Origin of the sequence: Prochlorococcus marinus str. MIT 1013 (genome assembly GCF_027359395.1) — a bacterium.
Taxonomy (GTDB): Bacteria; Cyanobacteriota; Cyanobacteriia; order PCC-6307; family Cyanobiaceae; genus Prochlorococcus_B; species Prochlorococcus_B marinus_E.
The window spans coordinates 745,351-770,261 of the sequence record NZ_CP114778.1; the positions used below are offsets into that span (position 1 = coordinate 745,351).

At 36.1% G+C, this 24,911-nt stretch carries 25 protein-coding genes; 13 read left to right on the forward strand and 12 right to left on the reverse strand.

The genetic code is table 11. The features are described from left to right. Positions 1-94 precede the first annotated feature (94 nt). From O5633_RS04760 to cysS, 3 genes are read left to right on the forward strand one after another with little or no spacing between them, the layout of a single operon-like run. Positions 95-1,168, forward strand: coding sequence for an efflux RND transporter periplasmic adaptor subunit (locus O5633_RS04760; protein WP_269610965.1), 1,074 nt, complete (start codon positions 95-97; stop codon positions 1,166-1,168). Between the two features lie 25 nt (positions 1,169-1,193). Beyond that, a complete protein-coding gene (gene polA / locus O5633_RS04765; protein ID WP_269610966.1) occupies positions 1,194-4,154 on the forward strand; it encodes a DNA polymerase I in 2,961 nt (986 codons plus the stop codon). A gap of 43 nt (positions 4,155-4,197) precedes the next feature. Next, positions 4,198-5,700, forward strand: coding sequence for a cysteine--tRNA ligase (cysS, locus tag O5633_RS04770; RefSeq protein WP_269610967.1), 1,503 nt, complete (start codon positions 4,198-4,200; stop codon positions 5,698-5,700). On the opposite strand, the gene O5633_RS04775 is transcribed toward cysS, so the two are convergent. Then, positions 5,697-7,022, reverse strand: a complete 1,326-nt coding sequence (locus tag O5633_RS04775) for a sodium-dependent transporter (protein ID WP_269610968.1) — start codon at positions 7,020-7,022, stop codon at positions 5,697-5,699. The genes cysS and O5633_RS04775 overlap by 4 nt on opposite strands. 92 nt (positions 7,023-7,114) lie before the next feature. Here O5633_RS04775 and O5633_RS04780 point away from each other — a divergent pair, with 92 nt between their 5' ends. Next, the gene (locus O5633_RS04780; protein WP_269610970.1) at positions 7,115-8,353 is read left to right on the forward strand and encodes a 1-deoxy-D-xylulose-5-phosphate reductoisomerase; all 1,239 of its coding nucleotides are present in this window, start codon (positions 7,115-7,117) and stop codon (positions 8,351-8,353) included. Between the two features lies 1 nt (position 8,354). Here O5633_RS04780 and O5633_RS04785 read toward each other — a convergent pair whose 3' ends face one another. Genes O5633_RS04785 through O5633_RS04800 form a run of 4 tightly spaced genes read right to left on the reverse strand, consistent with a single transcriptional unit; the run spans position 8,355 to position 12,325 of the window. Beyond that, positions 8,355-9,455: an alpha/beta fold hydrolase gene (locus O5633_RS04785; protein WP_269610971.1), complete on the reverse strand. Its 1,101-nt coding sequence runs from the start codon at positions 9,453-9,455 to the stop codon at positions 8,355-8,357. Next, positions 9,439-10,878, reverse strand: a complete 1,440-nt coding sequence (locus tag O5633_RS04790; RefSeq protein WP_269610972.1) for an NAD(P)(+) transhydrogenase (Re/Si-specific) subunit beta — start codon at positions 10,876-10,878, stop codon at positions 9,439-9,441. The genes O5633_RS04785 and O5633_RS04790 overlap by 17 nt, the downstream gene beginning before the upstream one ends. Positions 10,879-10,889: 11 nt before the next feature. Further along, positions 10,890-11,183: an NAD(P) transhydrogenase subunit alpha gene (locus O5633_RS04795; RefSeq protein ID WP_011294842.1), complete on the reverse strand. Its 294-nt coding sequence runs from the start codon at positions 11,181-11,183 to the stop codon at positions 10,890-10,892. After that, a complete protein-coding gene (locus tag O5633_RS04800) occupies positions 11,180-12,325 on the reverse strand; it encodes a Re/Si-specific NAD(P)(+) transhydrogenase subunit alpha (RefSeq protein WP_269610973.1) in 1,146 nt (381 codons plus the stop codon). Before O5633_RS04800 ends, O5633_RS04795 begins: the two co-directional genes overlap by 4 nt. 133 nt (positions 12,326-12,458) lie before the next feature. Between O5633_RS04800 and O5633_RS04805 the strand changes: the two genes are divergently transcribed. The 3 genes from O5633_RS04805 (at position 12,459) to trxB (ending at position 14,954) form a co-directional block, all read left to right on the forward strand. Then, the gene (locus O5633_RS04805; RefSeq protein ID WP_269610974.1) at positions 12,459-13,037 is read left to right on the forward strand and encodes an EF-1 guanine nucleotide exchange domain-containing protein; all 579 of its coding nucleotides are present in this window, start codon (positions 12,459-12,461) and stop codon (positions 13,035-13,037) included. Positions 13,038-13,244: 207 nt separating this feature from the next. Then, positions 13,245-13,475, forward strand: a complete 231-nt coding sequence (locus O5633_RS04810; protein ID WP_269611312.1) for a hypothetical protein — start codon at positions 13,245-13,247, stop codon at positions 13,473-13,475. Between the two features lie 102 nt (positions 13,476-13,577). Next, positions 13,578-14,954 (forward strand): thioredoxin-disulfide reductase, encoded by a 1,377-nt coding sequence (gene trxB / locus O5633_RS04815; protein ID WP_269610975.1) that lies wholly within the window; start codon positions 13,578-13,580, stop codon positions 14,952-14,954. Between the two features lie 4 nt (positions 14,955-14,958). Here the strand turns inward: trxB and infA are convergent, their stop codons facing one another. The 4 genes from infA to petM all read right to left on the reverse strand — a co-directional run bounded on the left by infA (position 14,959) and on the right by petM (position 16,689). After that, complete coding sequence (gene infA, locus O5633_RS04820) at positions 14,959-15,228, reverse strand: translation initiation factor IF-1 (RefSeq protein ID WP_011294847.1); 270 nt, start codon at positions 15,226-15,228, stop codon at positions 14,959-14,961. A gap of 76 nt (positions 15,229-15,304) precedes the next feature. After that, positions 15,305-15,520: a hypothetical protein gene (locus tag O5633_RS04825; protein ID WP_269610976.1), complete on the reverse strand. Its 216-nt coding sequence runs from the start codon at positions 15,518-15,520 to the stop codon at positions 15,305-15,307. Between the two features lie 52 nt (positions 15,521-15,572). Continuing rightward, complete coding sequence (locus O5633_RS04830; protein ID WP_269611313.1) at positions 15,573-16,535, reverse strand: NAD(P)H-binding protein; 963 nt, start codon at positions 16,533-16,535, stop codon at positions 15,573-15,575. A gap of 55 nt (positions 16,536-16,590) precedes the next feature. Further along, positions 16,591-16,689: a cytochrome b6-f complex subunit PetM gene (gene petM, locus O5633_RS04835; protein WP_011294850.1), complete on the reverse strand. Its 99-nt coding sequence runs from the start codon at positions 16,687-16,689 to the stop codon at positions 16,591-16,593. A gap of 143 nt (positions 16,690-16,832) precedes the next feature. Here petM and O5633_RS04840 point away from each other — a divergent pair, with 143 nt between their 5' ends. Both O5633_RS04840 and ilvN read left to right on the forward strand, forming a co-directional pair. After that, positions 16,833-17,804 (forward strand): alpha/beta fold hydrolase, encoded by a 972-nt coding sequence (locus O5633_RS04840; RefSeq protein WP_269610977.1) that lies wholly within the window; start codon positions 16,833-16,835, stop codon positions 17,802-17,804. Between the two features lie 5 nt (positions 17,805-17,809). Next, entirely contained in the window at positions 17,810-18,319 is a 510-nt protein-coding gene (gene ilvN / locus O5633_RS04845; RefSeq protein ID WP_269610978.1) for an acetolactate synthase small subunit, read from the forward strand. 10 nt (positions 18,320-18,329) lie between these two features. Here the strand turns inward: ilvN and O5633_RS04850 are convergent, their stop codons facing one another. Continuing rightward, positions 18,330-19,040: a peptidylprolyl isomerase gene (locus O5633_RS04850; RefSeq protein ID WP_269610979.1), complete on the reverse strand. Its 711-nt coding sequence runs from the start codon at positions 19,038-19,040 to the stop codon at positions 18,330-18,332. Further along, positions 19,027-19,602, reverse strand: a complete 576-nt coding sequence (locus O5633_RS04855; RefSeq protein WP_269610980.1) for a photosystem I assembly protein Ycf4 — start codon at positions 19,600-19,602, stop codon at positions 19,027-19,029. Before O5633_RS04855 ends, O5633_RS04850 begins: the two co-directional genes overlap by 14 nt. Before the next feature lie 200 nt (positions 19,603-19,802). Between O5633_RS04855 and psbD the strand changes: the two genes are divergently transcribed. Both psbD and psbC read left to right on the forward strand, forming a co-directional pair. Then, on the forward strand, positions 19,803-20,879 hold the full coding sequence (gene psbD, locus O5633_RS04860; RefSeq protein WP_011294855.1) for a photosystem II D2 protein (photosystem q(a) protein): 1,077 nt from the start codon (positions 19,803-19,805) through the stop codon (positions 20,877-20,879). Then, positions 20,863-22,245 (forward strand): photosystem II reaction center protein CP43, encoded by a 1,383-nt coding sequence (gene psbC, locus O5633_RS04865; RefSeq protein ID WP_011824174.1) that lies wholly within the window; start codon positions 20,863-20,865, stop codon positions 22,243-22,245. The genes psbD and psbC overlap by 17 nt, the downstream gene beginning before the upstream one ends. Positions 22,246-22,294: 49 nt before the next feature. On the opposite strand, the gene O5633_RS04870 is transcribed toward psbC, so the two are convergent. Then, positions 22,295-22,951 (reverse strand): nucleoside triphosphate pyrophosphatase, encoded by a 657-nt coding sequence (locus O5633_RS04870; RefSeq protein WP_269610981.1) that lies wholly within the window; start codon positions 22,949-22,951, stop codon positions 22,295-22,297. A 71-nt stretch (positions 22,952-23,022) separates the two neighbouring features. Between O5633_RS04870 and O5633_RS04875 the strand changes: the two genes are divergently transcribed. Both O5633_RS04875 and O5633_RS04880 read left to right on the forward strand, forming a co-directional pair. Next, positions 23,023-23,397, forward strand: a complete 375-nt coding sequence (locus O5633_RS04875; protein WP_269610983.1) for an Npun_F0494 family protein — start codon at positions 23,023-23,025, stop codon at positions 23,395-23,397. After that, complete coding sequence (locus O5633_RS04880) at positions 23,394-24,908, forward strand: cobyric acid synthase (protein WP_269610985.1); 1,515 nt, start codon at positions 23,394-23,396, stop codon at positions 24,906-24,908. Before O5633_RS04875 ends, O5633_RS04880 begins: the two co-directional genes overlap by 4 nt. The last annotated feature ends 3 nt before the right edge of the window (positions 24,909-24,911 follow it).

The following is a 24,911-nucleotide window of genomic DNA, read 5'->3' on the forward strand; positions in this document are numbered from 1 at the left end:
GAAAATATAGTTATAAATCTCCAAAGGAAAGTTTTACGCTTTTTCTTAACGTCATCCAAACTTCTAAAACTCTTGAGCACTTGATTTTCACAAAATGATTTGGAAAAACTTCAAAAATAAAAAATTTTTAAGCCTCATTGCGCTTTCAGTCTTAAGTTTTGGTGGAATAAGTTTGAAACTTTCACAAGAGAATAGATCAAATAAAGACATAACTGAATTTACAATCGCAGCTGAAAGCGGCAGCTTGCCGGGCTTAATAACAGCAAGTGGTGAATTAAAAGCTAATAAAAGCGTCAATGTAAGTCCAAAAAGGCAAGGAATACTTGATGAAATTTTCGTGGAGGAAGGGGATCAGGTCAAGAAAGGAGATCTAATTGCAAAAATGGATTTTGGAGACTTGGAATTTAGGATTAACGAAATAAAAGCAAATTATGAGACTCAAAAAGCGAGTTACCAGAGAAGGAAAATGCTTTTCAATGAAGGTGCTATAAGTGCAGAAGAGTATGAAGAATATAAAAATAAATTTTTAAGAAGCGAAGCTAAATTTAAACAAATAGAAGTTGAGGAGAATGAGACAAACATAAGAGCACCATTTAAAGGAGTAATAACGAGCAGATATGCTGTCCCTGGTGCATTCGTAACTCCTACGACTTCTTCTTCTTCATCAAGAGAGGGGGGAGCTACAAGCTCATCAATAGTTAAACTTTCTCAAGGGCTTGAAATAATTGCGAAAGTTCCTGAGAGTGATATTGGAAGAATAAGAACAGGTCAAGATGCAACTATTAGAGTAGATGCTTTTCCTGACAAGCGCTTTAAGGCATTTGTTTCCAAAATCTCTCCAAGTGCAATCAAGAACAACAACGTAACTTCATTTGAAGTTACGTTGTTGTTGGGCAATAGGCCTGAAGATTTACGCCTGGGAATGACATCTGATATCAACTTTCAAACAGGAGCAACCAAAATCAGCACCCTTATTCCAACAGTTGCAATTGTCACGGAAGAGGGGAAGACCGGGGTTCTTATAGTTGGCAAAAACAATCAACCAGAATTTAAAAAAGTTGAATTAGGTACAAGTAGTGGTAGCAAGACTGCAATAATATCTGGGTTAGAACCAGGAGAGAAAGTTTTTATTGATCTTCCTCCTTGGGCTAAAAAAAGAAAAAGTTAATAAACAAACTCACTGTGACTGATTCATGAAAGAAATAAAAAAGCCAACTTTATTATTGATTGATGGCCATTCGTTAGCTTTTAGAAGTTTTTATGCTTTTAGCAAGGGGGGGGAAGGAGGTCTTACAACCAAAGATGGTTTTCCTACGAGTGTTACCTATGGTTTTCTAAAAAGCCTTTTAGATAATTGCAAATCTATAGAACCTAATGGAATTACAATTGCTTTTGATACCGCTGAGCCAACATTTCGCCACAAAGAAGATCCGAACTACAAAGCAAATAGAGATGTCGCACCTGATATATTTTTTCAAGATTTAGACAAGCTTGAAGAGATTCTTAAAGAAAACCTGAATCTCTCAATCTGCAAAGCCCCAGGCTATGAAGCGGATGATGTCTTAGGAACTCTTGCTAACGATGCCGCTGAAAAAGGATGGAGTGTCAGAATCCTCTCTGGAGATAGAGACTTATTCCAATTAGTGGATGATGCAAGAGATATAGCAGTCTTGTATATGGGAGGAGGTCCCTACGCAAAAAGCGGAAATCCTAAACTTATTAAGGAAGAGGGCGTAAGGGAGAAACTTGGAGTCAATCCAAACAAGGTTATTGATCTGAAAGCCTTAACTGGTGATAGCTCAGATAATATTCCTGGAGTCAAAGGAGTTGGTCCAAAAACGGCTATAAATCTTTTAAACGAAAACAATGATCTTGATGGAGTTTATAAATCACTCCAAGAGCTAGAGAAAGAAGGCGAAAAAGCTAAACGAGGCGCCATAAAAGGAGCCGTAAGATTAAAGCTAAAAGCAGACAAAGACAATGCATATCTCTCAAGAAAACTTGCAGAAATATTAATTAAAATCCCTATAAGTCCAAAAATAGAATATAACTTAGAAGGTATTAACGAATCAAAACTAACTGAAAGCCTTGAAAAACTTGAGTTACATAGTTTATTAAAACAAGTTCCAACTTTTAAAGCTTTATTTTCTAAAGAAGGCTTATCAGAGAAAAACAATAGTCGCTCATTAAAAGAAAGTAAGATCGTTAATAATAAGAGCGAGAATATTGAACTAACTAGGCTTAATGAAACAAAAGAGATTCCTCAGATAGAGCCTAAAATTATAGATAATCTGGAAGAACTTAATAATTTCGTTGCACAAATAATGAAACATACTGATACTACAAAACCAATAGCTATTGATACCGAAACAACCAATTTAAATCCTTTTAAAGCTGAACTTGTTGGCTTAGGATTTTGTTTTGGTGAATCATTAAAAGATATAGTTTATATACCAATAGGACATAAAAACAAAGAAGCCGATTTAATAGAAATTAATCAAATAAATCAATTAAAGATAGAAGAAGTTATTGTTGCACTTCAGGGTTGGTTCTCTAGCAATGAAAATCCTAAAACCCTACAGAATGCAAAATACGACAGATTGATTTTGCTAAGACACGGAATCATATTAAATGGCGTGGTAATTGACACTTTACTTGCAGATTATATATATGATGCAACTCTTAAACATAGTTTAGATGAAATTGCTTATAGAGAATTTGGATTTAAGCCCAAAAGTTTTTCTGATGTTGTCAAAAAAGGAGAAGACTTCTCTTATGTGGACATTAAGTCTGCAAGTATGTACTGCGGGATGGACGTTTATTTAACAAGAAAATTAGCAATTATTTATATTAATAGATTAAAAGAAACTAGTATAAAATTAATAAACTTACTAAAAGAAGTTGAACAACCACTTGAGCAGGTTTTAGCGGAAATCGAATCCACAGGCATCATTATTGATACACCTTATCTAAAAGATTTATCTTTAGAGCTAACAAAAACATTAAATACTATCGCGAAAGAAGTTTATAAGGTTGCAGGAAATGAGTTTAACCTTTCATCACCTAAACAATTAGGTGAATTACTTTTTGAGAAACTTGATTTAGATAGGAAAAAATCAAGAAAAACAAAAACAGGATGGAGTACAGATGCAGGTGTATTGGAAAAGCTGGAATCAGACCATCCAATAGTAAAAATGATCATTGAACATCGCACTATAAGTAAGTTGCTTAATACTTATGTAGATGCTTTGCCTCAGCTTATTGAAAAAGAGACAGGAAGAGTACATACAGATTTCAATCAAGCTGTAACCGCTACTGGAAGATTAAGTAGCAGCAATCCAAATCTCCAAAATATCCCGGTCAGAACTGAATTTAGTAGACGAATAAGAAAAGCTTTTATTCCGCAAAAAGATTGGAAACTTCTAAGCGCAGACTATTCACAAATTGAACTTCGTATACTCACACATCTTTCAGGTGAAGAAGTACTAAAAAATGCTTATTTAAAAAATGAAGATGTCCACTCTTTAACAGCAAAAATTTTATTTGAAAAAGATGCGATTGACGCCGACGAAAGAAGAATAGGAAAAACAATAAATTTTGGGGTTATTTATGGTATGGGGGCTCAAAGGTTTGCAAGATCAACGGGCGTTTCATTAATAGAAGCAAAATATTTTTTAAGTAAATTCAAAGAACGTTATCCAGCCGTTTTTCAATTTTTAGAATATCAAGAAAGACTTGCCCTTAGCCAAGGTTTTGTTGAAACATTGCTAGGGAGAAGACGATATTTTCATTTCAATAGAAATGGGCTTGGAAGACTTCTGGGAACTCCACCAAATGAAATTGATTTAACTACTGCCAGAAGAGCAGGGATGGAAGCACAACAATTAAGAGCCGCAGCGAACGCACCTATTCAAGGCTCAAGCGCAGACATAATTAAGCTAGCAATGATTCAATTGCATTCAGCTTTAAGAAAGACTGGATTGGCAGCGAAAATTCTACTTCAAGTGCATGATGAACTCGTGCTAGAAGTTAATCCCAAAGATTTGGAGGAAACAAAACTCCTTGTCCAAAACACTATGGAAAATGCTGTAAAACTTAGTGTCCCTCTTATCGTTGAAACTGGCGTTGGAGTAAATTGGATGGAGGCAAAATAGTTGCTGACAAATTCAATAATTTCTCACATTTTTATCTAAGAAATTGTCCTTAAGATTCACAAACACCTTATCCAAAAAGAAAGAGGATTTTATTTCTATAAATCCTAATCAAGTTAAAATATATTGTTGTGGTGTAACTGTTTATGATCTTTGTCATCTTGGTCATGCAAGAAGTTATCTTAATTGGGATACATTAAGACGATTTTTAATTTGGAAAGGATTTGAAGTTAAATTCGTACAAAACTTCACTGATATTGATGACAAAATTATTAATCGAGCAAATAAAGAAGGATGTTCTACTGATGAATTAAGTGAAAGAAATATTAATGAATTTCACAAAGATATGGATACTCTTTCCATTCTTAGACCAAGTAGCATGCCAAGAGCAACAAAATGCCTTCATCAAATTATTAATTTTATAGAAGAATTAGAACAAAAAAAAGTAGCTTACTCATCAAATGGTGATGTTTATTTTTCAGTAGATAAACATAAAAATTATGGTAAACTTAGTGGAAGAGAAATTGAGAAACAGATAGATAATGCAGCAGGGAGATTAAAAATAAATCAAAAAGAAAGTAAAAAGAACTCGCTTGATTTTGCTCTCTGGAAAGAATCCAAATCAGGTGAGGTTAGTTACTCTTCGCCTTGGGGAAACGGCAGACCAGGTTGGCATATTGAGTGTTCAGCAATGGTTAAACAAGAATTAGGAGAAAGTATTGATATTCACCTTGGTGGCTCAGACCTGATATTTCCTCATCATGAGAATGAAATAGCTCAATCTGAAGCCTGTAATGGGAAAGAGTTAGCAAAATACTGGCTACACAATGGGATGGTTAATGTGGGGGGTGAAAAGATGAGTAAATCACTAGGGAATTTTACAACCATTAGGTCTTTATTAGATGAAGATATTTCACCTATGACTTTAAGATTTTTTGTGTTACAAACTAATTACCGAAAACCCCTAGATTTCACTGAAGAAGCGCTAAAAGCTGCTTCAAAAGGGTGGGAAAGATTAAATAATTGCCTATCTTTTGGATATATTTATAAAATTAAAGATCAACCTAAAAACGAACTAAACCTAAACAAACCTATAAAAAGATCTGCCAAAAGTAAACTTGATAAAGACTCATTTAAATTATTATCAGACTTTGAAAACTATATGGATGACGACCTAAATACATCTGGGGCTTTATCTATACTTTTTGAATTATCACAACCTATTAGAAAGTGCCTAAATTTATTAAAAGGAAAAGATATAAATGAAGTTGACGAAGATATTTTAAATCAAGTTTTTAACAAATGGGAACTACTCACTGAGTTGGCAGGAGTTCTGGGCTTAAGAGTAAATTTAAATCAAGAAAAACAAAAAATCAATACTGAACTTGACACTAATAAAATTGAAGAACTTATCAAGAATAGATCCTTAGCAAAAGCTAATAAAGACTTTTTACTCGCTGATAAAATAAGAGCTGATTTGAAAAATATTGGAATAGATTTAATTGATAAACCTAAAGGGGTTACTGAATGGGAACAACTTTCAGATTAAGCAAATGTTTCTATTGTAGATAAGACTGTTAAATAAAGTCCTATAGCAATAACTGGTGGAGACACCCAGCGCAACATAAACTTTAGATACCTTCTAACTCTTAAATTAGAATTTGAATTTGCAAGATCCTCATCATAACGATTTGGAACAATCCAACCCAAAAGAATTGAAATCAGAAGACCTCCTAATATCAAGAGTGTATTACAGATAGCATCGGACTTGCCTAAAAAGTCTGTAGAAATAGCAGACGGTATTCCAATCAAGAAGATCAATAATGTTGAAGTCCAAACGGCCTTCTTTCTACTCCAATTCAGCCTGTCCATTAAAGAAGATACTGGTACTTCCATTAATGAAATAGAAGAAGTAATAGCAGCTAAAAAGGCCAATCCGAAGAAAACGGCAGCAATAAATCTCCCAAACAAACCAAGATCAGCAAATCCAGTTGGAAGAGCAATAAATAAAGTCCCAACAGTTGATTCACTGATAACATCTTTCAAACCAAAACTCATAACGACAGGGAATGTAATCAGCCCTGCAAGTAAACCCACAGCAGTATCCAAAGTTGCAACTCTCAAAGCTTCTTTAGGAAGATGATTTTTACGATTTAGATATGAAGAATAAGCAACCATAATTCCAATACCCAAACTTAAAGAAAAGAAAGCTTGTTTAAATGCATTACTTATTGTGTTTTTATCAAAAAGTTGAGCTGAATCCCATTTAAGTAAAAACGATGTATATCCTTCCCATGCCCCAGATAAAGTTGCAGCCCATATAGCTAACAACAAAAGGAGTCCAAATAAAAATGGCATTGCCCATTTTGTTAGTTTTTCAATACCTCCACGAACGCCTGCAACAACAACAAAAGCAGTTAACAATAAGCTGATTATTTGACCTACAAATACACTATTACCACTGCTTATTTTACCAAAAAATTCTCCCGCCTCAGTCATATCTGAGGGTAGACCAATAAATAAGGAATGGAAGAAAGTATCAATTGTCCATCCCATTATCACTGCGTAATAAGAAAGAATTCCACAAGAAGCTATGGCAAATAACCAACCGAGAGGCTTCCAATTCTCTCCAGCAGCTTTGATTGGAGCAAGGAAAGGACTACTTGCAGTGCTTCTCCCCAAGACCATCTCTGCAACTAAGACAGGCAGACAAACAACTAAAACAACCAATACATAAAGGATAAGAAAAGCAAGTCCACCCCCTTGAGATGACCTATAAGCAAAGCCCCAAAGATTTCCAAGGCCTACAGCACTACCGGCCGCGGCGAGTGAGAATCCCAGTCCTGATCTCCATTGTTCCCTTTCTTGCATAATAAATCTCTATTAAAATCCAGAAGAAACTGGTAAATATATAACTGGGTTATACCTTTAAATGGGAGACTGGTCATACTTGACTTCACAATGTGAAAGCCATAAGCGTTTTAGGCTCAACAGGATCTATCGGAACTCAAACACTTCAAATTGCAGAAGAGTTTCCTGATCAATTCAAAATTGTTGCACTAACAGCAGGCAAGAATCTTGATTTAGTAATCAAACAAATTGAAACTCATCAACCTGAAGTCGTTTCACTAGCCGATGAGTCTCTTTTGCCAGAGCTGTCTAGCAGAATAAATAGTTTCAATGAAGATTCAAAAATATTCAAAAAGCCCTTATTGATGGCGGGAGCCGAAGGACTTAATACTGCAGCAGCTTGGGGAAGTGCTGATCTTGTTGTAACTGGAATAGTTGGCTGTGCTGGCCTCCTGCCAACACTTGCAGCTATTGAAGCAGGGAAGGACCTGGCTCTAGCAAATAAAGAAACTTTGATTGCAGCAGGACCAGTTGTCATTCCTGCTTTAAAAAAAAGTGGAAGTAGGCTCTTGCCTGCGGATTCTGAACACTCAGCGATATTTCAATGTCTCCAAGGAACGCCATGGGCTGACAATGCAAGACTTTCAACTGGAGTGCCTACTCCAGGATTTAAATCAATACAATTAACTGCATCAGGAGGAGCATTTAGAGATTGGAAAGCAGAAGATTTAGTGAAAGCAACTGTTGAGGATGCGACTAGCCACCCTAATTGGAGCATGGGAAAGAAAATAACTGTAGATTCTGCAACCCTTATGAATAAGGGACTCGAAGTCATTGAAGCGCATTACCTTTTTGGTCTTTCATATGACCAAATCGAAATCATTATCCATCCACAAAGCATCATTCACTCGATGGTTGAATTGGATGATTCATCAGTTTTAGCTCAATTGGGATGGCCAGATATGAAGCTCCCTATTTTGTATTGTTTAAGTTGGCCTGGTCGACTTAAAACACCATGGCCAAGATTAAAGCTTACTGAAATAGGCAATTTAACTTTTAAAGAACCAGATACTAAAAAATATCCATGTATGGAACTTGCTTACAGTGCAGGAAAATTAGGGGGCACAATGCCAGCAGTACTTAATGCCGCTAATGAAAAAGCAGTAGAACTATTTCTAGAAGAAAGGTTTAAATTTATCGATATTCCAAAAGTAATTGAGACGATTTGCGAGAAACATAAATGCGACCTAAATCTAAATCCAAGCCTCAGTGAAATTCTTGAAATTGACATCTGGGCCAGAGAAGAAGTCTTAGATTATTCAGAAAAAAATATTACAAAAATGCATTTTTAGATTAAAAAGTATTTAAAGATAAAAACCATTTAGAAACAACTTGATCCCCCCAACAACCTTGAACCCCATGAAATCCATTGTGTCCTCCTTTCTCAGTAAAAATAAATTGATTAGCTATTTTATTATTAGAAAATTTCATTTTTTCCATTAGTTTTTCAGCAGCTAAAAAAGGTACCCAAGGATCATCTTTAGATTGAATAAATAATGTTTTAGGAAGAGATTTTTTATTTTCTATAAGAGAGAAGAAAGGAGATGCTTTTGCATAATAATCTCCAACATCTTTATATCCCCACCTTGGAGCAGTTATCAAATTATCAAAAGATCTAATATCATTTATTTTTCTTTCTTTATCCTTTCCATTGATTAACAATGCATTCTTTTCACTTTCTTCTATCCCAAAAGGATCTTCTAAAGTTTGCCTAATTAAACGATTTAACAACCATTTTTGATAAATAAAATTTCTTGGTCTTTCAATAGAAGAGCTACATTCATTCAAATCCAAAGGACTACTTATACATACCAATCCATCTAATAAAGACTCATCACAAATGCAAGCATTTAAAAGAATAGTTCCACCCAAAGAGATCCCAGCTCCAAAGACAGGAATATTTTTTGAAGATTGATAGTCTTCAGTTAATTGATATGAAATCTCTCTGGCACGCCTTAATACAGGAATCAAATCACTATTGCATTCAGCAGCATAGGTACCATCAACAAAATCCCTACAAGGATCTGAACCTCTCAGATTAAGCTTCAAAACAGCGAAATTTGATTGCACCAAAGCACTCGCCATTCTGGTCAAACCTCTTCTGCGAGTAGAACCACCAAGACCATGCAGAAGTAGAACTAAACCATGAATGCTCGATACACTTGATGGCTTATCCAAGTAGGCAACTAAGAAGCCTCCTCCTGTCTTTCTACTTTTAAGAGGTGGGACTTTTATACGAATTTCAGATGAATAGGCATTAGGCAATTCATCTGAGGCAAAAGTATCTCTTAGTGTCTGAAGGTCAGGACCGATCCATGGGAGACGCTCTTTAAAAGGGCTTATTCCTAAATCTGAAAGTAAATCTTCTTTTTTTAAATTATCCTTTACTCCCAACTCCAAGCTCCTTTAATTCCAATAAAAGATCTCCAAGAACCTTTTTTGCATCACCAAAGACCATAGAGGTATTTTGCAAATCAAAAAGGTCATTTTTTATTCCTGAATATCCAGCACTCATTCCTCTCTTAACAACAAATACAGTTCTAGCCTCTTGAACATCTAAAACTGGCATTCCATACAAAGGTGAAGTCTGATCATTCTTGGCCTGAGGGTTAACCACATCATTCGCTCCTAAAACTAATACAACATCCGTCGCGGGAAATTCAGGATTGATAACATCCATTTCTTTTAATTGCTCATAAGGAACATCTGCTTCGGCCAACAGAACGTTCATATGACCAGGCATTCTTCCTGCAACAGGATGAATAGCATATGTGACTTCAATGTCGGCGTTTTCTAAAACTCTGGTGACCTCTCTTAGTGTGTGCTGAGCCTGAGCTACAGCAAGACCATAACCAGGAACAATCACTACTCTCTCAGCCGCCTCAAGAGTAAGTGCACATTCTTCTGGGCTGCAACTAGTAATATTTGTATATTCTCCCCCTCCACCTCCTGAAGTAACAGAACTAGCTCCAAGTGCACCCCCAAACAATACAGAAACTAAAGATCTGTTCATGCCATCGCACATCACTTGAGTAAGAATTAATCCAGCAGCTCCAACCATGGCACCTGCGACAATCAACAGTTGACTACCGACAACAAATCCTGCCGCTGCTGCTGCAACTCCTGAGTAGCTATTTAGCAAAGATATAACTACTGGCATATCGGCTCCTCCAATAGGAAGAGTCACTCCAATACCCAGCAAAGATGAAGCAATTACAATAAGAAAAAGACCATTTTGTCCATCGATTGCAAGATACATTCCACCTATCAAAGCAATAACAGCAAAAAGAATATTGAAGAAATGCCTAGCTTTGCTTTGGGTCCAAGAAGGTGTAGACACCCAACCTTGAAGCTTGGCCATTGCAACAATTGATCCAGAGAATGTAATGGCTCCAACAAAGAGTGAAACGACTATTGAGAAATTTCTAATAAGTTCACCGACTACACCATCTGAGCCGTCTGTCGACGGGAACAAAGCCACACCAAGTGCCACCAATAGCGATGACATCCCTCCACAACCGTTAAACAAAGCTACTATCTCAGGCATCGCAGTCATTGGAACCCTTTTAGCAGTTAAGGCACCTAAAAGACCTCCGATTAAAGTTCCACAAATTATCCAAATCCAAGAGTTAATAGAAATGCCTATAGTTCCTTGAGAGTTAAGCAATACTCCAAAAGCAGCCAATATCATTGCCATGGCGGCAAGCCTATTCGCCTCTCTTGCTGATCTAACTTTTGAAAGGCCTTTGATACCTAAAGCAAGCAATAAAACTGCCAGCAGATCAATAGCAAACTTAACGGGAGCAATAAAAGTCATAAGAGATAATCCTATTTACGAGTTTTTTTACGACTAAACATTGCAAGCATCCTGTCTGTAACAAGGAAGCCACCAATCACATTAAACAAAGCAAATCCAAGAGATATTGATCCAATTATTAGTAAAGGTAAATTGTCTCCGGATTTTATTATTAAAGTTAAAGCTGCAAGCATCGTGATGCCTGAAATTGCATTAGCCCCACTCATTAGTGGAGTGTGCAAAGTTGGAGGGACTTTTCCTATTAGCTCTAATCCCAAAAGGCTTCCAAGGAGAAGCACCCAAAGAGCTTCACTAAAAAAACTCATGACCTAGTTCCTCCATTCTCAATAATCTCTGATTTGAGTATTACTCCATCCTTACTAATCAAAGAACCAGCAATAAGCTCATCATCGTTATCAATTAAAAACTTACCCTCTTTAAACATTGGCTGAAGAAGAGACAATAAATTTCTCGAATATAAGGAACTTGCATGGTTTGGTATTGAGCAAGGGAGATTAGAAGCACCCACAATCTTGACCCCTTTCCTAACAATAGTTTCTCCTGGTATTGAACATGCACAATTGCCACCACTAAGCACAGCAAGATCAACCACTACAGAACCAGGACGCATATCATCCAACATATTTTCATCAATAAGTTTGGGAGCTTTTTTACCAGGCACCTGAGCAGTACAAATTGCCACGTCAGCTTCAGACAATTGAATTGCCAATTCTTTCCTTTGTGCAATCAGAAATTCATCAGAAACTTGTTTTGCATATCCGCCTGACTCTGATGGTGTTTCATCAATCTTTGGAAGCTCAATAAATCTTGCTCCTAGTGATTCAACTTGCTCCTTTACTGCCTCTCGAATATCACTCACATAAACCACAGCACCTAGTCTTTTTGCAGTTGCAATAGCTTGAAGTCCTGCCACTCCAGCGCCTAAAACAACAACTTTTGAAGGCTGAATAGTACCAGCAGCAGTCATTAACATTGGAAAATATCGATCAAGAGCACTAGCAGCTAAAAGTACAGATTTATATCCAGCTATATTTGCTTGAGAAGATAATGCATCTGATGATTGAGCTCTGCTAATTCTCGGAAGCAACTCCAAAGATATTGCAGAAATTTTTTGGGATTTTAATATTTCGGCTAATTCTTTATTCCCATAAGGATCCAAAAGGCCAACAAGGAAAGATCCATATTTTAAATGTGACAGGAATTTTTCTTCAGGAGGTTGAACGCAGAGAACAATATCAACTAATTTTTTTACCTCATTATTTTCCTTTTCAACCAATTCAGCCCCAGCCTTCACATAATAATTATCTAGAAAGCCAGCAGCCTCTCCTGCACCTTTTTCAAAAAAAACTTTACAGCCCAAATCCAAAAACTTTTTAACAGTATCTGGAGTCGCTGAAACGCGTGTTTCCCCTAAAGCTGATTCGCAGGGAATTAAGAAACTAACCAAAGTAAAAATATTTATCCTCCTTCAGATTAGGAGAGGAAAGGTTTGAATACCACCATTTTTAGTTAAGAAAGGTTTTCCTAATAGTTTTCCATGGCTATGAAGGAAATGAGAAAATGTTATCGATCAAGAAAAAATGAGCCTCACCGCTATCGAATGTCCTGATGGTGTTTGTCATAGCCATCACGGTGGGCATGCTGTTCCAAGAACAGCCATGCAAAAAAATCTGCAAAGCCATGGAAAAGAATGGTGTGAGCGATTAGCTGAAAGAATTTACGAAATGTCTGTAGACACTTTTTCACAAACAGTGATGCCAAGCCTTCATTCTTCTGGTTGGCAGAGGAAACATCTCGACTGGGAATTCAAACTGGCAAACAAAGAATCTGAACCAGACGAAGCCTTGGTTGAAGGTATCATCAACGCGACTGAAAGTTTTTTAAGAAGTAGCGAGGTACATCGACTATTTATTCAAGAACTTGTGCAAGGCACATTTGCCGAGGCTAAAGATGATAAATTACCATCTAAGGCTGTTAGGAAAGTAATAGAGAATGAAATAATTGTAATGATTGAAGGTAAAAAAGAAGAATTAACTAATAAGATAGCAAAAGCTTTGGAAGAAGAAGCTAATGGTGATTTTGAATTAGCTAAAGATGCTGCGATTGAGGGTATTAATGATGTTGAAAAACTATTAATAAATCATACAGAAGCAGTTTAACTTGTTAGCAAATAAATATCTAAAGAATCGCATTAATTAGCTATCAATATTGCCTCTGCCATAAAAGAACACTTATAAATCCAAATATTAAGGAAATCTTAAATCTTAAGTGATAATTTCGTTTTCCAGACAAAACGCAAATTTGTACCAAAAAACACAAGTTAATCTACCAATGGCATGTCATGGTGTGGTCGTTGGGGATTAATTATGAATGCTTCTTTCAACAAGAGAATAAGTATAGCAAGCTGTTGGGCAGCAAGCAGAATAGCTTTACTTGATAGCGTGGAAAGATATGAAGATAGTTACGCTATCAACCAGGAATTCTGTGAATGGATTACATGTGTCAATACTTACCCTGAGGGAGTAAAAGCCTCAACCCTACAAGTTCCTAATTTTCAAAAAGAAAATTTTGACGCTGATGAACTTTTAGAGCTTTGATTTTCATTAAATTTGAGATTTAAAAATAATCCTTTCTATGCTTTAGATACACTTTCAAGATTTTTTCTTATATCGTGTAAGTCAGTTTGATATTGGTATGGCATGCCAGCCGAGAAAAAAAAATTAAAAACTGAGAATTTAGTAATTGTAGGCTCAGGACCCGCTGGATATACCGCTGCTATATATGCGGCAAGAGCAAATCTTCAGCCATTGCTTATTACTGGTTTTGAAAAAGGTGGAATCCCTGGTGGTCAATTAATGACGACAACATTTGTAGAGAATTTCCCAGGTTTTCCTAATGGAGTTCAAGGACCAGAATTGATGGATTTAATCAAAGCTCAAGCTGTTAGATGGGGGACAAAATTAATTGAAGAAGATGCCATATCAATTGATCTAAGCAAAAGACCCTTTTCTATTGTTACTTCAACTCAAAATATTAAATCAAACTCGTTAATAATCTCCACTGGAGCAAGCGCCAATCGTCTAGGTCTAAAAAACGAGAATTCGTTCTGGAGCAAAGGTATTAGTGCCTGTGCAATTTGCGATGGGGCAACTCCTCAATTTAGAAACGAAGAATTAGCAGTAGTGGGAGGAGGAGACTCAGCCTGTGAAGAAGCTGAATATCTAACTAAATACGGTAGCCATGTACATTTACTAGTCAGATCAAAAAAGTTAAGGGCTTCTGCTGCAATGGCCGATAGAGTAAAAGCCAATTCCAACATTTCTATTCATTGGGAGACTGAGCTTTTAGATGTTTTAGGTAATGAATGGTTGGAGAAATTAAAAGTTAAAAGAAGAAATACTAACCAGGAAGATGAAATTTCAGCTAAGGGGCTTTTTTACGCAATTGGTCATACTCCTAATACGTCTTTATTCACTAATCAGTTAAATACAGACTCAAAAGGTTACTTACTAACAGAACCTGGAAGACCAGAAACTTCGCTAGAAGGTGTTTACGCAGCTGGAGATGTTGCCGATTCGGAATGGCGTCAAGGCATCACAGCTGCAGGCAGTGGTTGCAAAGCAGCTCTAGCCGCTGAAAGATGGCTAACAAAAAATAACCTAGCAACTCTTATCAAACGAGATGAATTAGAGCCATCAAAGGCTGAGACGACAAAAACTTTAGAAGTAAGTAACGAGGAAAATTTTGATCCCGAGAAAACTTGGCAAAGAGGAAGTTATGCACTGAGAAAGTTGTACCATGAGACCAAAAAACCTCTTTTTGTAATATATACATCTAGTAGTTGTGGGCCTTGCCACATACTCAAGCCACAACTTCACAGAGTTCTTAACGAATCAAATGGAAAAGCAATAGGTGTTGAGATTGACATTGAAAAAGATCAAGATATTGCTAAACAAGCAAAAGTTAGCGGAACTCCAACAGTACATCTTTTCAAAAATAAGGAATTAAAAAAACAATGGAAAGGTGTCAAAGCAAGAAGTGAATATAAATCCGCGTTAGATGAACTAGTGAATTAGCTAATTATCTTTTCCTTGGCCCTCCTGGTCTATTACCGCCTTGCCTTCCACCTCCAGGACCTACATTTCTTTCTCTATAGGTAATACGACCTCTTGTTAAATCATAGGGACTTATTTCAACAAGAACTTTATCTCCTGCGAGCAATTTTATTCTAAATTTTGTCAACTTACCTGCTGCCCTACACAAGCATTGATGTCCAGCGGGCTGTTCAAGAGTTACAAGATAGAATCCATTTCCTTGCTCTTTTTCAATCACGCCGGATGTTTCAATCATGTGTTTTTTTTTGCATCACTAATTAACTAAAATGATTGTATTCTAAAAAGTCTTTAATTAACCAATAAATGTATATTTAACTAAAAATGTCTTGCAACTCTCGAGCAGTTTGAAATTGTCCATAATAATAATTCGCGGAAGCTCTTAAACTGGCGTCAGACAAACCATCAAAAGCTTCAAATCCAATACTTTTCCATAACTCATTACCACATAACTTATCTAGTTCTGAAGAAGCTTCTTTAGATAGATTTTCGAGTCTTCTATTAAGGTTCTTGATTTGACTAATTGACATCAGAAGAGAGATTTTCCTTAATAGTACATATTAACTATATTTTTGCAATAGGTCATATTGGGAATTTCTTTTTTTCTTCAATATCAAGATCAACTCCAATATCTTTAAGCCTTTTCAATATGACTCCGTAATATTCTTTTATATACCCCTCCATTGTTGTTGAATCGACTTGATTCAAGCCAAAAGCATCATAAGTATCATCCATGGGTGCATCCAATTTGCCTCCACTACCGCTCAATTCAGAGAAAGAAAGCCTTTCGGCGACATTTAAGGTTGGTTCAAAAAACGATACAACTGATTGAGCAACGGAAATTATTGTTGGAGAAACTTTTAGTACTCTTGCTCTTTTTTCACTGAACTTTTCACATAGATCTACTAATTCTTTAGCGCTCCAAGCTTTAGGGCCAACGATAGGGAATCTTCTTTTTATGGTTTGGGGCCTATCTAAAGCTGCAACAGCAAATCGAGCTATGTCCTGCGTATTCATGTAAGCAATATCAGTGGGATTTCCACTTATCCAAACTGGCTCATTATTTAAAATAGGAATAGCAAATTGACCTATTACCCCTTGCATGAAAGCAACACCTTGCAAGATGGTGTAGTCCAAAGCTGAACTTACCAATAATTCTTCAGTACAGTATTTAATGTCCATTAATGGGATCTTTCTATAATTTTCTGCACCTAACAAAGATAGAAATACAACTCTTTTCACATTTTTTTCTTCGCAAGCATTATATAAATTTAATTTTCCATCCCAATCTATTTCATAAACGCTGCGAGGATCATCTGGTCTGCTAGTAGCTGCATCAATAACGGCATCAACCCCATCAAGAGCGTACTCAATATCTTTTTTGTTTATTAAGTTGCCACGAGTTAATTCACAACCCCACTCTTGAAGAAATGAAGCAGATTTTGGTTTTCTAACCATACAGCGCACTTTATGCCCTGCATCTATGGCATTTTTGGCTATTTGGCGACCAAGAGTTCCTGTGCCACCAATCACCAGAACTTGCATAGTTGAATTCATTACAAGATTGGAGCTTAAATGGGCAAACTATGGATTGTGGAAATTAATCACCTTGAAGTTTCAAAAGAAGTACTCCTCCTAAAAGCCCAACGGGAATTAAAACCCAAAAGACTGCAGCGATTCCAAAAATTTCTGATGCCATTCAGATAATTTAACTCATTTACTATTAAAACCTAAAGCCCTTACATTCAGATAACAATCCAAAGGCATCCACAAGTTTTTAAAATAAACTTAAACTGGAATGAAAAATAATAAAACTCAAAGTTAACGTGAGTTTCGAACTAAATGCAGTCAAATATTTTTAATAAAGACCCTTTCATTGGATCCCCTGACTGGGGTGAATCTAAATATTGGAGCTACAAAGATCTTAGGGTTCACTTCAGAGTGACTGGAAATGAATCTAATCCTCCCATTGTTCTAATTCATGGTTTTGGAGCGAGCAGTGATCACTGGAGGAATAATGCAGAAGTATTTGCTTCAGAAGGTTTTAGGGTCTTCGGAATAGATTTAATAGGTTTTGGAAAATCGGAGCAAAATCTTCAAGGAAAAATAGAGTATTTAGAAAATCAATTTTGGGCAAATCAATTAGCTTCTTTTCTTGATGAAATTGTAGATATAAAAAAAAACGGTAAGGTTATATTAATTGGAAACTCCCTGGGAGCTTTAACAGCAATCACAACCCTCTCTGAGAGACCTGAGTTAATAAAAACAATAATTGCAGCGCCTATACCAGAGCCAGTTTTTCTTAATCCAATTAAATTTTCTTTTCCAAGTTGGCTAATAAAAGTTAAAACTTTTTTGATAAAAATTGTTTTTCATTTTTTTCCACTTAACACCTTAATAAATTTAATATCAAGAACAAAATTAATTACTTTTGCTCTTCAAAGCGCTTATTTTCGTTCAATTTCAAATGACACTCCATTAAAAAGGATAGTTACAGTCCCTGCGAGGAGAATCAATGCCTCCAAAGCTCTTAGAGCTATGTGCATTGGAATGAGCAATCGACCCAATTCTGCAAAAGGTCCATCTATCATTGAAAAGATTAAAAACCTTCCAAATCGACCACCAATTTTATTGATTTGGGGCAAACAGGATAAATTGATACCAATATTTTTAGCAAAAAAACTAATAAAGCTCCATCCTTGGCTTAAATTATATGTAATTAATGAAGCAGGGCATTGCCTCCACGATGAATTACCTCAACATTTCAATCAAATTGTTCTGAAATGGCTGAAGAACTTAAAAACTTCTAAGTAAAAAATATGAAGCACACACTTTCAGTTTTAGTTGAAGATGAATCTGGAGCATTAAGCAGGATTGCAGGCCTTTTTGCACGAAGAGGATTTAATATTGATAGCTTGGCTGTTGGACCTGCAGAAGCAAAAGGAATATCTAGATTAACAATGGTCGTGCAAGGGGACGAATCAACGCTTCAACAAATGACTAAACAACTCAATAAATTAATAAATGTTTTAGAAGTTCTAGATTTAACCACTTTACCAGCTGTAGAAAGAGAGTTAATGCTCTTGAAGGTCTCTGCATCATCAGAGAACAGAGGGAAAATCTTAGATCTTGTTCAAGTTTTTAGAGCAAAAGTTGTAGATGTTTCTGATAATGCTTTGACACTTGAAGTTGTGGGAGATCCAGGCAAACTTGTTGCTCTAGAAAACTTATTGAAACCTTATGGGATTTTAGAAATAGCCAGGACGGGAAAAGTTGCTCTTAAAAGGGCCTCAGGGGTCAATACAGAAATGTTAAAAGCTAAAAAATAATATTTTCCAATCAAGAATCAACTCTTTTTGCTTCAATAATAAAATCTTCTTCTTCAATCAAATCAACTATATTCATACCACTAATCACTTTTCCAAAAACAGCAAACCTTCCATCAAGTTCTGGAAAAGATTTTAGCAATATATAAAACTGCAAACTTGCTGAATTTACTGCTTTTGATCTTGCCATAGATAAATATGATCTTTTATGCTTAAGTTCGATATTATTTATTTGACTAGACGCATCAATTTCTTTTCCATATGTTGGTAAATTATTCGTTTTTAGTTTTATTTCTAAAGGAATGTATCTTATTTTTCCTGTTTTAGTGTCTAGAAAGTTATTTTTATTTTCTATTAAATTATTTTCTCCACCTCTAATTAAAAAGGGATAAGGTTGTTTTATAACCCTATTGAAAATTGTTTTATTATATAAACCTTTTTCAACCAAGTCTATAAAATTACCAACAGTTATTGGGGCCGATTTTCCATAAAGCTCTAATTTTATATTCCCTTTATTAGTTATTAACAAGACATATTCATTTGATGTTAAGCAGGGAGATTTTGTAGATGAACATATATCTATATTTTCATTTTTCTTTAAAGCAGAACAACCAGTTATTAATATCAAATTGACAATTAAAACAATATAAACTGGTTGAAAAAATCTATAAGTTGAATTATTTGAAATCTTTGCAATTTTATTCCTCTTTTTAAATTCCTTCAAGGTTAACCTCTAAAAATCTCGCAATTTCAGCACCTTCATTCTCTAAATCCAATAATGGTTTAGGAGATCCAACTCTTGATATTGGTAAGTCCTTCCTTCCTTTAATTCTTAAAGATACTCTTCTTAGTGGATTAAAACCTTCTCTAACCTCTAATTTCACACCCTTAATCTCATCAATAGGGATTTCTATTTCTATATTCTTCAATAATCCTCTCCTTGATAAAGATAATACTCCTTTATTTTTATCAAATCTATTAACGCCAGAACCATAATCGATACTTATAAGTCTCCAAAAATAAAGAGCCAACAAGAAAGCCGCTACACCATATAGACCCATAACCAAACCTTGAGGGACGAAAATCAGGGTAGAAGGGTTCCCTAGTGGTAGAAGGTCTCTTCCAAAATAACTAGAGAATGATGCCAACAAAAATCCAACACCACCAATGCTGAGCATCGATGCAACTAGATAGTTCGAAACCTTACGTGAACCTTTAATTTTTTGTTCTAGAACCAAACCAGATACTTCTTTTTCTGATTGGCTTAACTTTGATTCAGATGTCATAATCTCATGAAATTGGGAAGCACATCCCTTTCAAAACATTATATAGACTAAGTTTTTGACAATTAATAAGTAGCAATAAAAAAAATTGATTTTATCTCATTTCAATACAAGGGATTTCATCAAGTTAAAGATTTACCCACAAACCCCGTCATCGTTGTTAAAGTCCTCGACGTATACAAAAGCTCAGCAACGCTCCTCCCATGACGATCGCTGTTGGAAGCGCAACAGAACGAGGTTGGTTTGACGCCCTCGATGACTGGTTAAAGCGCGACCGATTCGTATTTGTTGGTTGGTCTGGACTACTTCTCTTCCCTACAGCTTTCCTAGCTATTGGTGGATGGTTTACAGGTACAACCTTCGTTTCTTCCTGGTACACCCATGGTGTAGCCAGTTCTTACCTTGAGGGATGCAACTTCCTCACTGCCGCTGTTAGTACTCCTGGCGATGCCATGGGTCACAGTCTTCTATTCCTTTGGGGACCAGAAGCTCAGGGCGATTTAACACGTTGGTTCCAGCTTGGTGGCCTATGGAATTTCGTTGCTCTACACGGTGCATTCAGTCTTATTGGCTTCATGCTTCGTCAATTCGAAATTGCAAGACTAGTTGGTATCCGTCCATATAACGCACTTGCTTTCTCAGCAGTTATTGCAGTATTTACGGCTTGCTTCCTTATCTATCCATTAGGACAGCACAGTTGGTTTTTCGCTCCTTCTTTTGGAGTTGCAGCAATATTCCGTTTCATCCTCTTCATCCAAGGATTCCACAATATTACGCTTAACCCATTCCACATGATGGGAGTAGCAGGAATTCTTGGAGGTGCTCTTCTTTGTGCTATTCATGGCGCAACAGTTCAGAACACTCTTTACGAAGATTCAAGTCAGTATTCTGAAGGTAAAGCTCAGAGTTCTACTTTTAGAGGTTTCGATCCAGTACAAGAAGAAGAAACTTACTCATTTATTACGGCAAACCGTTTCTGGAGTCAGATTTTCGGTATTGCTTTCTCAAATAAGCGTTTCCTTCACTTCTTGATGCTCTTTGTACCAGTAACAGGTATGTGGGCTGCATCAATTGGAATCGTTGGACTAGCTCTAAACCTTCGTGCTTACGATTTCGTTAGCCAAGAAATCAGGGCTGCTGAAGATCCTGAATTCGAAACTTTCTACACTAAAAATATCCTTCTTAATGAAGGTATGCGTGCATGGATGTCTTCTGTAGACCAGCCACACGAAAACTTTGTATTCCCTGAGGAGGTACTCCCACGTGGAAACGCCCTTTAATAGTTTACTCAACGCTCCTAATCAAAGTCTTGAAGAGACTGGTTATGCCTGGTATGTAGGAAATGCACGGCTAATCAACCTTTCTGGAAGACTACTAGGTGCTCACATTGCTCACGCAGGACTAATTGTTTTCTGGGCTGGCGCGATGATGCTTTTCGAAGTAAGTCACTTCACAATGGATAAACCCATGTGGGAACAAGGCTTAATTTGCATGCCTCACGTGGCCATGTTTGGATACGGTATTGGTCCAGGCGGAGAAGTAACTGATGTTTGGCCTTTCTTCATTGCTGGTGTTATTCACCTAGTCGCATCTGGGATTCTTGGCTTTGGAGGTGTTTTTCACTCTCTTGCTGGCCCAGAAAAGCTAGAAGAAGATTTCCCATTCTTCTCAACAGACTGGAGAGATAAAAATCAAATGACCAACATTCTTGGTTTTCATTTGGTTGTTCTAGGGGTTGGAGCTCTTTTATGGTCCATTAATTGGATGTACATAGGAGGTGCTTACGACACTTGGGCTCCTGGTGGTGGAGAAGTTAGGTTGATCAACCCAACACTTGATCCAAGAATTATTTTTGGATATCTACTATCAACCCCTTGGGGTGGTGGTGGTTGGATGGTTGGTGTTAACTCAATGGAAGATATTGTCGGAGGACATGTTTACCTGGGTGTGATTGAAATAATTGGTGGTCTTTTCCATATCTTCACTCAGCCTTATGGATGGGCTAGAAGAGCCTTTATCTGGAACGGTGAAGGACTTCTAAGTTATGCGTTAGGTGGAATTTGTGTTGCAAGTTTTGTTGCTTCATGTTTCATCTGGTTCAACAACACAGCTTATCCATCTGAGTTCTACGGTCCAACAAACGCTGAAGCCTCTCAGGCCCAGAGTTTTACATTCCTAGTTCGTGACCAACGAATTGGAGCAAATGTAGGTTCAACAATGGGACCAACTGGTTTAGGTAAATACCTAATGCGTTCTCCTACTGGTGAAATCATCTTTGGTGGAGAGACGATGCGTTTTTGGGATTTCCGAGGACCATGGCTTGAGCCACTTAGAGGACCAAATGGCCTCAGCCTCGAAAAGATTCAAAATGATATTCAGCCTTGGCAAGTTCGCCGTGCTGCTGAATACATGACACATGCTCCTAATGCTTCAATCAACTCTGTTGGTGGAATTATTACCGAGCCAAATGCTGTTAACTTTGTTAACTTGCGTCAATGGCTTGCAGGTGCTCAGTTCTTCCTTGGCTGGTTTACTTTTGTAGGCCATCTTTGGCATGCAGGTCGTGCGAGAGCCGCTGCAGCTGGATTTGAAAAAGGTATTAGTCGTTCACAAGAGCCTGCTCTTTCAATGCCTGATCTAGATTAGATCCATTAATAAATAAAAAAGTCCTCTATATTGAGGGCTTTTTTTATGTTCAAAAATATTTGATCTTATTATTTTTTTCTAAAAGCAACTCAGATAAACCTAGTTTTTCTAAATTAATTTTCAACCAAGGCAAGCTAAGTCCAATTACGTTACTAAAACATCCATCAATTTTTTTTATAAATAGTCCTCCATATCCTTCAATTGCAAAACCGCCTGCGCAATTGTATGGTTCTTGAATTGAAGCATATTTTATGATCTCAATATTGGATAAAGTCATAAATTCAATTTTCGTGCTCACAACCCCATCAGAATATTGATTTAATGAATAACTTTCCATATCTAATTTGGAACTATCATGCGAAATTAAATAGTGACCTGTATGCAAAAAACCAGACTTACCAGACATCCTTTGCCATCTGGATATCAATTGCTCTTTATTAATTGGCTTTTCGAAAATTTCACCCTCAAACTCAAACAAAGAGTCACAACCCAATAAAGCTTGAAAAGTATCTAAGTCATGATTTTCTTTTATCAACTTTTTTAATGCACTATCAGATTTACCCTTAGCTAATAATTTGACCTTCAAAATGGGATCTGGTTCTTGAATCTGTGTCTCATCAAAATCACTTACAATAACTTTGTGTCTCAAAGCTATTTGATCAAGTAATTTTTGACGAGCTTTGGATGCCGAGGCAAGAACAAACATAGAAAACTAAATTTTTTAATGCTTAAGATCATTATTGATCTTCTATTTAAAAAATAAATCCATTTAATTAAATGTCGCTGATTGACCAAAAAATCTTTATAAGAGCGAAAAAAGGGATTAGGAATTGTCCCTTTAACTTATTTCTTTTTCAAAGTCTTCAAAAAGAAAGTCTCAGTGCTCAAGACGTTTTTGAGAATAAATCAAAATATTTGAATAAAGAATTTATGTTTATCAATAGTTCTTTATTCATAGAGAATGAATTTCTTAAATTAATTAAAATTGGTGTCTTAAGAAGAGAAGTTGACGGCCAAGGTCTTACTTCAAAAGTTCGTATTACACCAATAGGAAGACAAATTTTAGAAAGCCGTGCAAATTTATTTACTAAAAAAATATCACCTATAAAAAAATTAATTACATGTCTAAAATATCAATTATCAGCAAGATGAAAATAGAACTCAAACGTACTCCAATAATGGTTTTAGGGACCTCTAGTGGTGCAGGTAAAACACTTATCGCTACTGCAATCTGCAGATGTTTAAAAAGAAAAGGGGAACAGCCAATACCTTTTAAGGGCCAAAACATGAGCAATAACGCCTGGGTTGATACTCAGGGAAGAGAAATGGCATATTCACAAGCCCTTCAATCTTGGTCTGCAGGCTTAGAGCCAAGTGCTGAAATGAATCCTGTTCTTCTGAAGCCAAAAGGGGATTGTACAAGTGAAGTAATTCATCTAGGCAAAAGTGTCGGCACTAGTAAAGCAATAAGTTATTACGAAGATTGGTTCGATTCAGGGTGGGAAGCTATTAAAAAAGGCCTAGCAATATTATTAAATAACAAAAAAGATGGAAGACTTATTCTTGAAGGGGCTGGCAGTCCAGTAGAAGTAAATTTGCAACATAAAGATCTTACAAATTTGAAATTAGCAAAATTTTTAAATGCAAATTGTATTTTAGTAGCAGATATTGAAAGAGGAGGCGTTTTTGCTCAAATCATTGGAACAATTGCATTAATGCAACCTGATGAAAAAAGATTAATTAAAGGAATAATTATTAATAGATTCAGAGGCGATAAAGCCTTATTCGAGTCAGGGGTTACATGGATAGAAAAAGAAACAGGAATCCCAGTTTTAGGAATATTACCTTGGCTAAAAGAGATTTTCCCACCAGAAGATTCGCTTGATTTACTTGAAAGGAAACAAATAAATCAAAGTGCAGAAATAGAAATAGCAATAATAAAATTACCTAGAATTAGCAACTTTTCTGATCTAGATCCTTTCTTTAGCGATCCAACTATTGAAATGAGATGGATAGAACCTGGACAAGAGCTAGGAGAACCAGATGTATTAATAATTCCTGGAAGCAAGCAAACAATTAAAGATTTAGAGAGTTTAAATAACTCTGGTTTGAGCAATCAAATAAAAGATTATGCAAAAAAAGGGGGAAATGTTTTTGGCATTTGTGGAGGTTTACAAATGATAGGAAAATCATTAAAGGACCCCCATAACCAGGAAAATATTAATGAGCTAAGGACATTTTCAAATATAGGTATGAATCTTCTCCCAATCAAAACAACCTTTGGAGAGATCAAGCACACTTCACAAAGAGAAGAACTAGTTTTATGGCCAGATTCACAAAATATAAAGGGGTTTGAGATGCATTACGGAGAAAGTGATTTAATCAATAATAAAAAGTCCGATGTTATTTCTCTATTCAAAAACAGTTCTTTAGGATGGGTAGTTGAAAAAAAAGATAAAAGTTTTATTGGAGGAACTTATTTACATGGAATCTTTGAAAATGATGAATGGCGTAGGCAATGGATAAATAAAATAAGACAGAGCAAGGGATTAAATAAACTAAGTACTAAAGAAGAGAAGAATCTCGATAAAAGAGAGAAGTTATTAGATTTACTAACTGATGCCTTTGAAAGAAATATCAACATAGATAATTTAATCAAATGATCT

Coding starts and splice junctions, on each gene's coding strand:
- ilvN (WP_269610978.1), top strand. CDS start 17,810: ATGAAGCACACACTTTCAGTTTTAGTTGAAGATGAATCTGGAGCATTA.
- O5633_RS04760 (WP_269610965.1), top strand. CDS start 95: ATGATTTGGAAAAACTTCAAAAATAAAAAATTTTTAAGCCTCATTGCG.
- O5633_RS04875 (WP_269610983.1), top strand. CDS start 23,023: ATGTCGCTGATTGACCAAAAAATCTTTATAAGAGCGAAAAAAGGGATT.
- infA (WP_011294847.1), bottom strand. CDS start 15,228: ATGATTGAAACATCCGGCGTGATTGAAAAAGAGCAAGGAAATGGATTC.
- trxB (WP_269610975.1), top strand. CDS start 13,578: ATGCCAGCCGAGAAAAAAAAATTAAAAACTGAGAATTTAGTAATTGTA.
- O5633_RS04830 (WP_269611313.1), bottom strand. CDS start 16,535: ATGCAAGTTCTGGTGATTGGTGGCACAGGAACTCTTGGTCGCCAAATA.
- O5633_RS04795 (WP_011294842.1), bottom strand. CDS start 11,183: ATGAGTTTTTTTAGTGAAGCTCTTTGGGTGCTTCTCCTTGGAAGCCTT.
- O5633_RS04790 (WP_269610972.1), bottom strand. CDS start 10,878: ATGACTTTTATTGCTCCCGTTAAGTTTGCTATTGATCTGCTGGCAGTT.
- O5633_RS04810 (WP_269611312.1), top strand. CDS start 13,245: ATGAATGCTTCTTTCAACAAGAGAATAAGTATAGCAAGCTGTTGGGCA.
- petM (WP_011294850.1), bottom strand. CDS start 16,689: ATGGCATCAGAAATTTTTGGAATCGCTGCAGTCTTTTGGGTTTTAATT.
- O5633_RS04805 (WP_269610974.1), top strand. CDS start 12,459: ATGAGCCTCACCGCTATCGAATGTCCTGATGGTGTTTGTCATAGCCAT.
- polA (WP_269610966.1), top strand. CDS start 1,194: ATGAAAGAAATAAAAAAGCCAACTTTATTATTGATTGATGGCCATTCG.
- O5633_RS04775 (WP_269610968.1), bottom strand. CDS start 7,022: ATGCAAGAAAGGGAACAATGGAGATCAGGACTGGGATTCTCACTCGCC.
- O5633_RS04825 (WP_269610976.1), bottom strand. CDS start 15,520: ATGTCAATTAGTCAAATCAAGAACCTTAATAGAAGACTCGAAAATCTA.
- O5633_RS04840 (WP_269610977.1), top strand. CDS start 16,833: ATGCAGTCAAATATTTTTAATAAAGACCCTTTCATTGGATCCCCTGAC.
- O5633_RS04880 (WP_269610985.1), top strand. CDS start 23,394: ATGAAAATAGAACTCAAACGTACTCCAATAATGGTTTTAGGGACCTCT.
- O5633_RS04870 (WP_269610981.1), bottom strand. CDS start 22,951: ATGTTTGTTCTTGCCTCGGCATCCAAAGCTCGTCAAAAATTACTTGAT.
- psbD (WP_011294855.1), top strand. CDS start 19,803: ATGACGATCGCTGTTGGAAGCGCAACAGAACGAGGTTGGTTTGACGCC.
- O5633_RS04855 (WP_269610980.1), bottom strand. CDS start 19,602: ATGACATCTGAATCAAAGTTAAGCCAATCAGAAAAAGAAGTATCTGGT.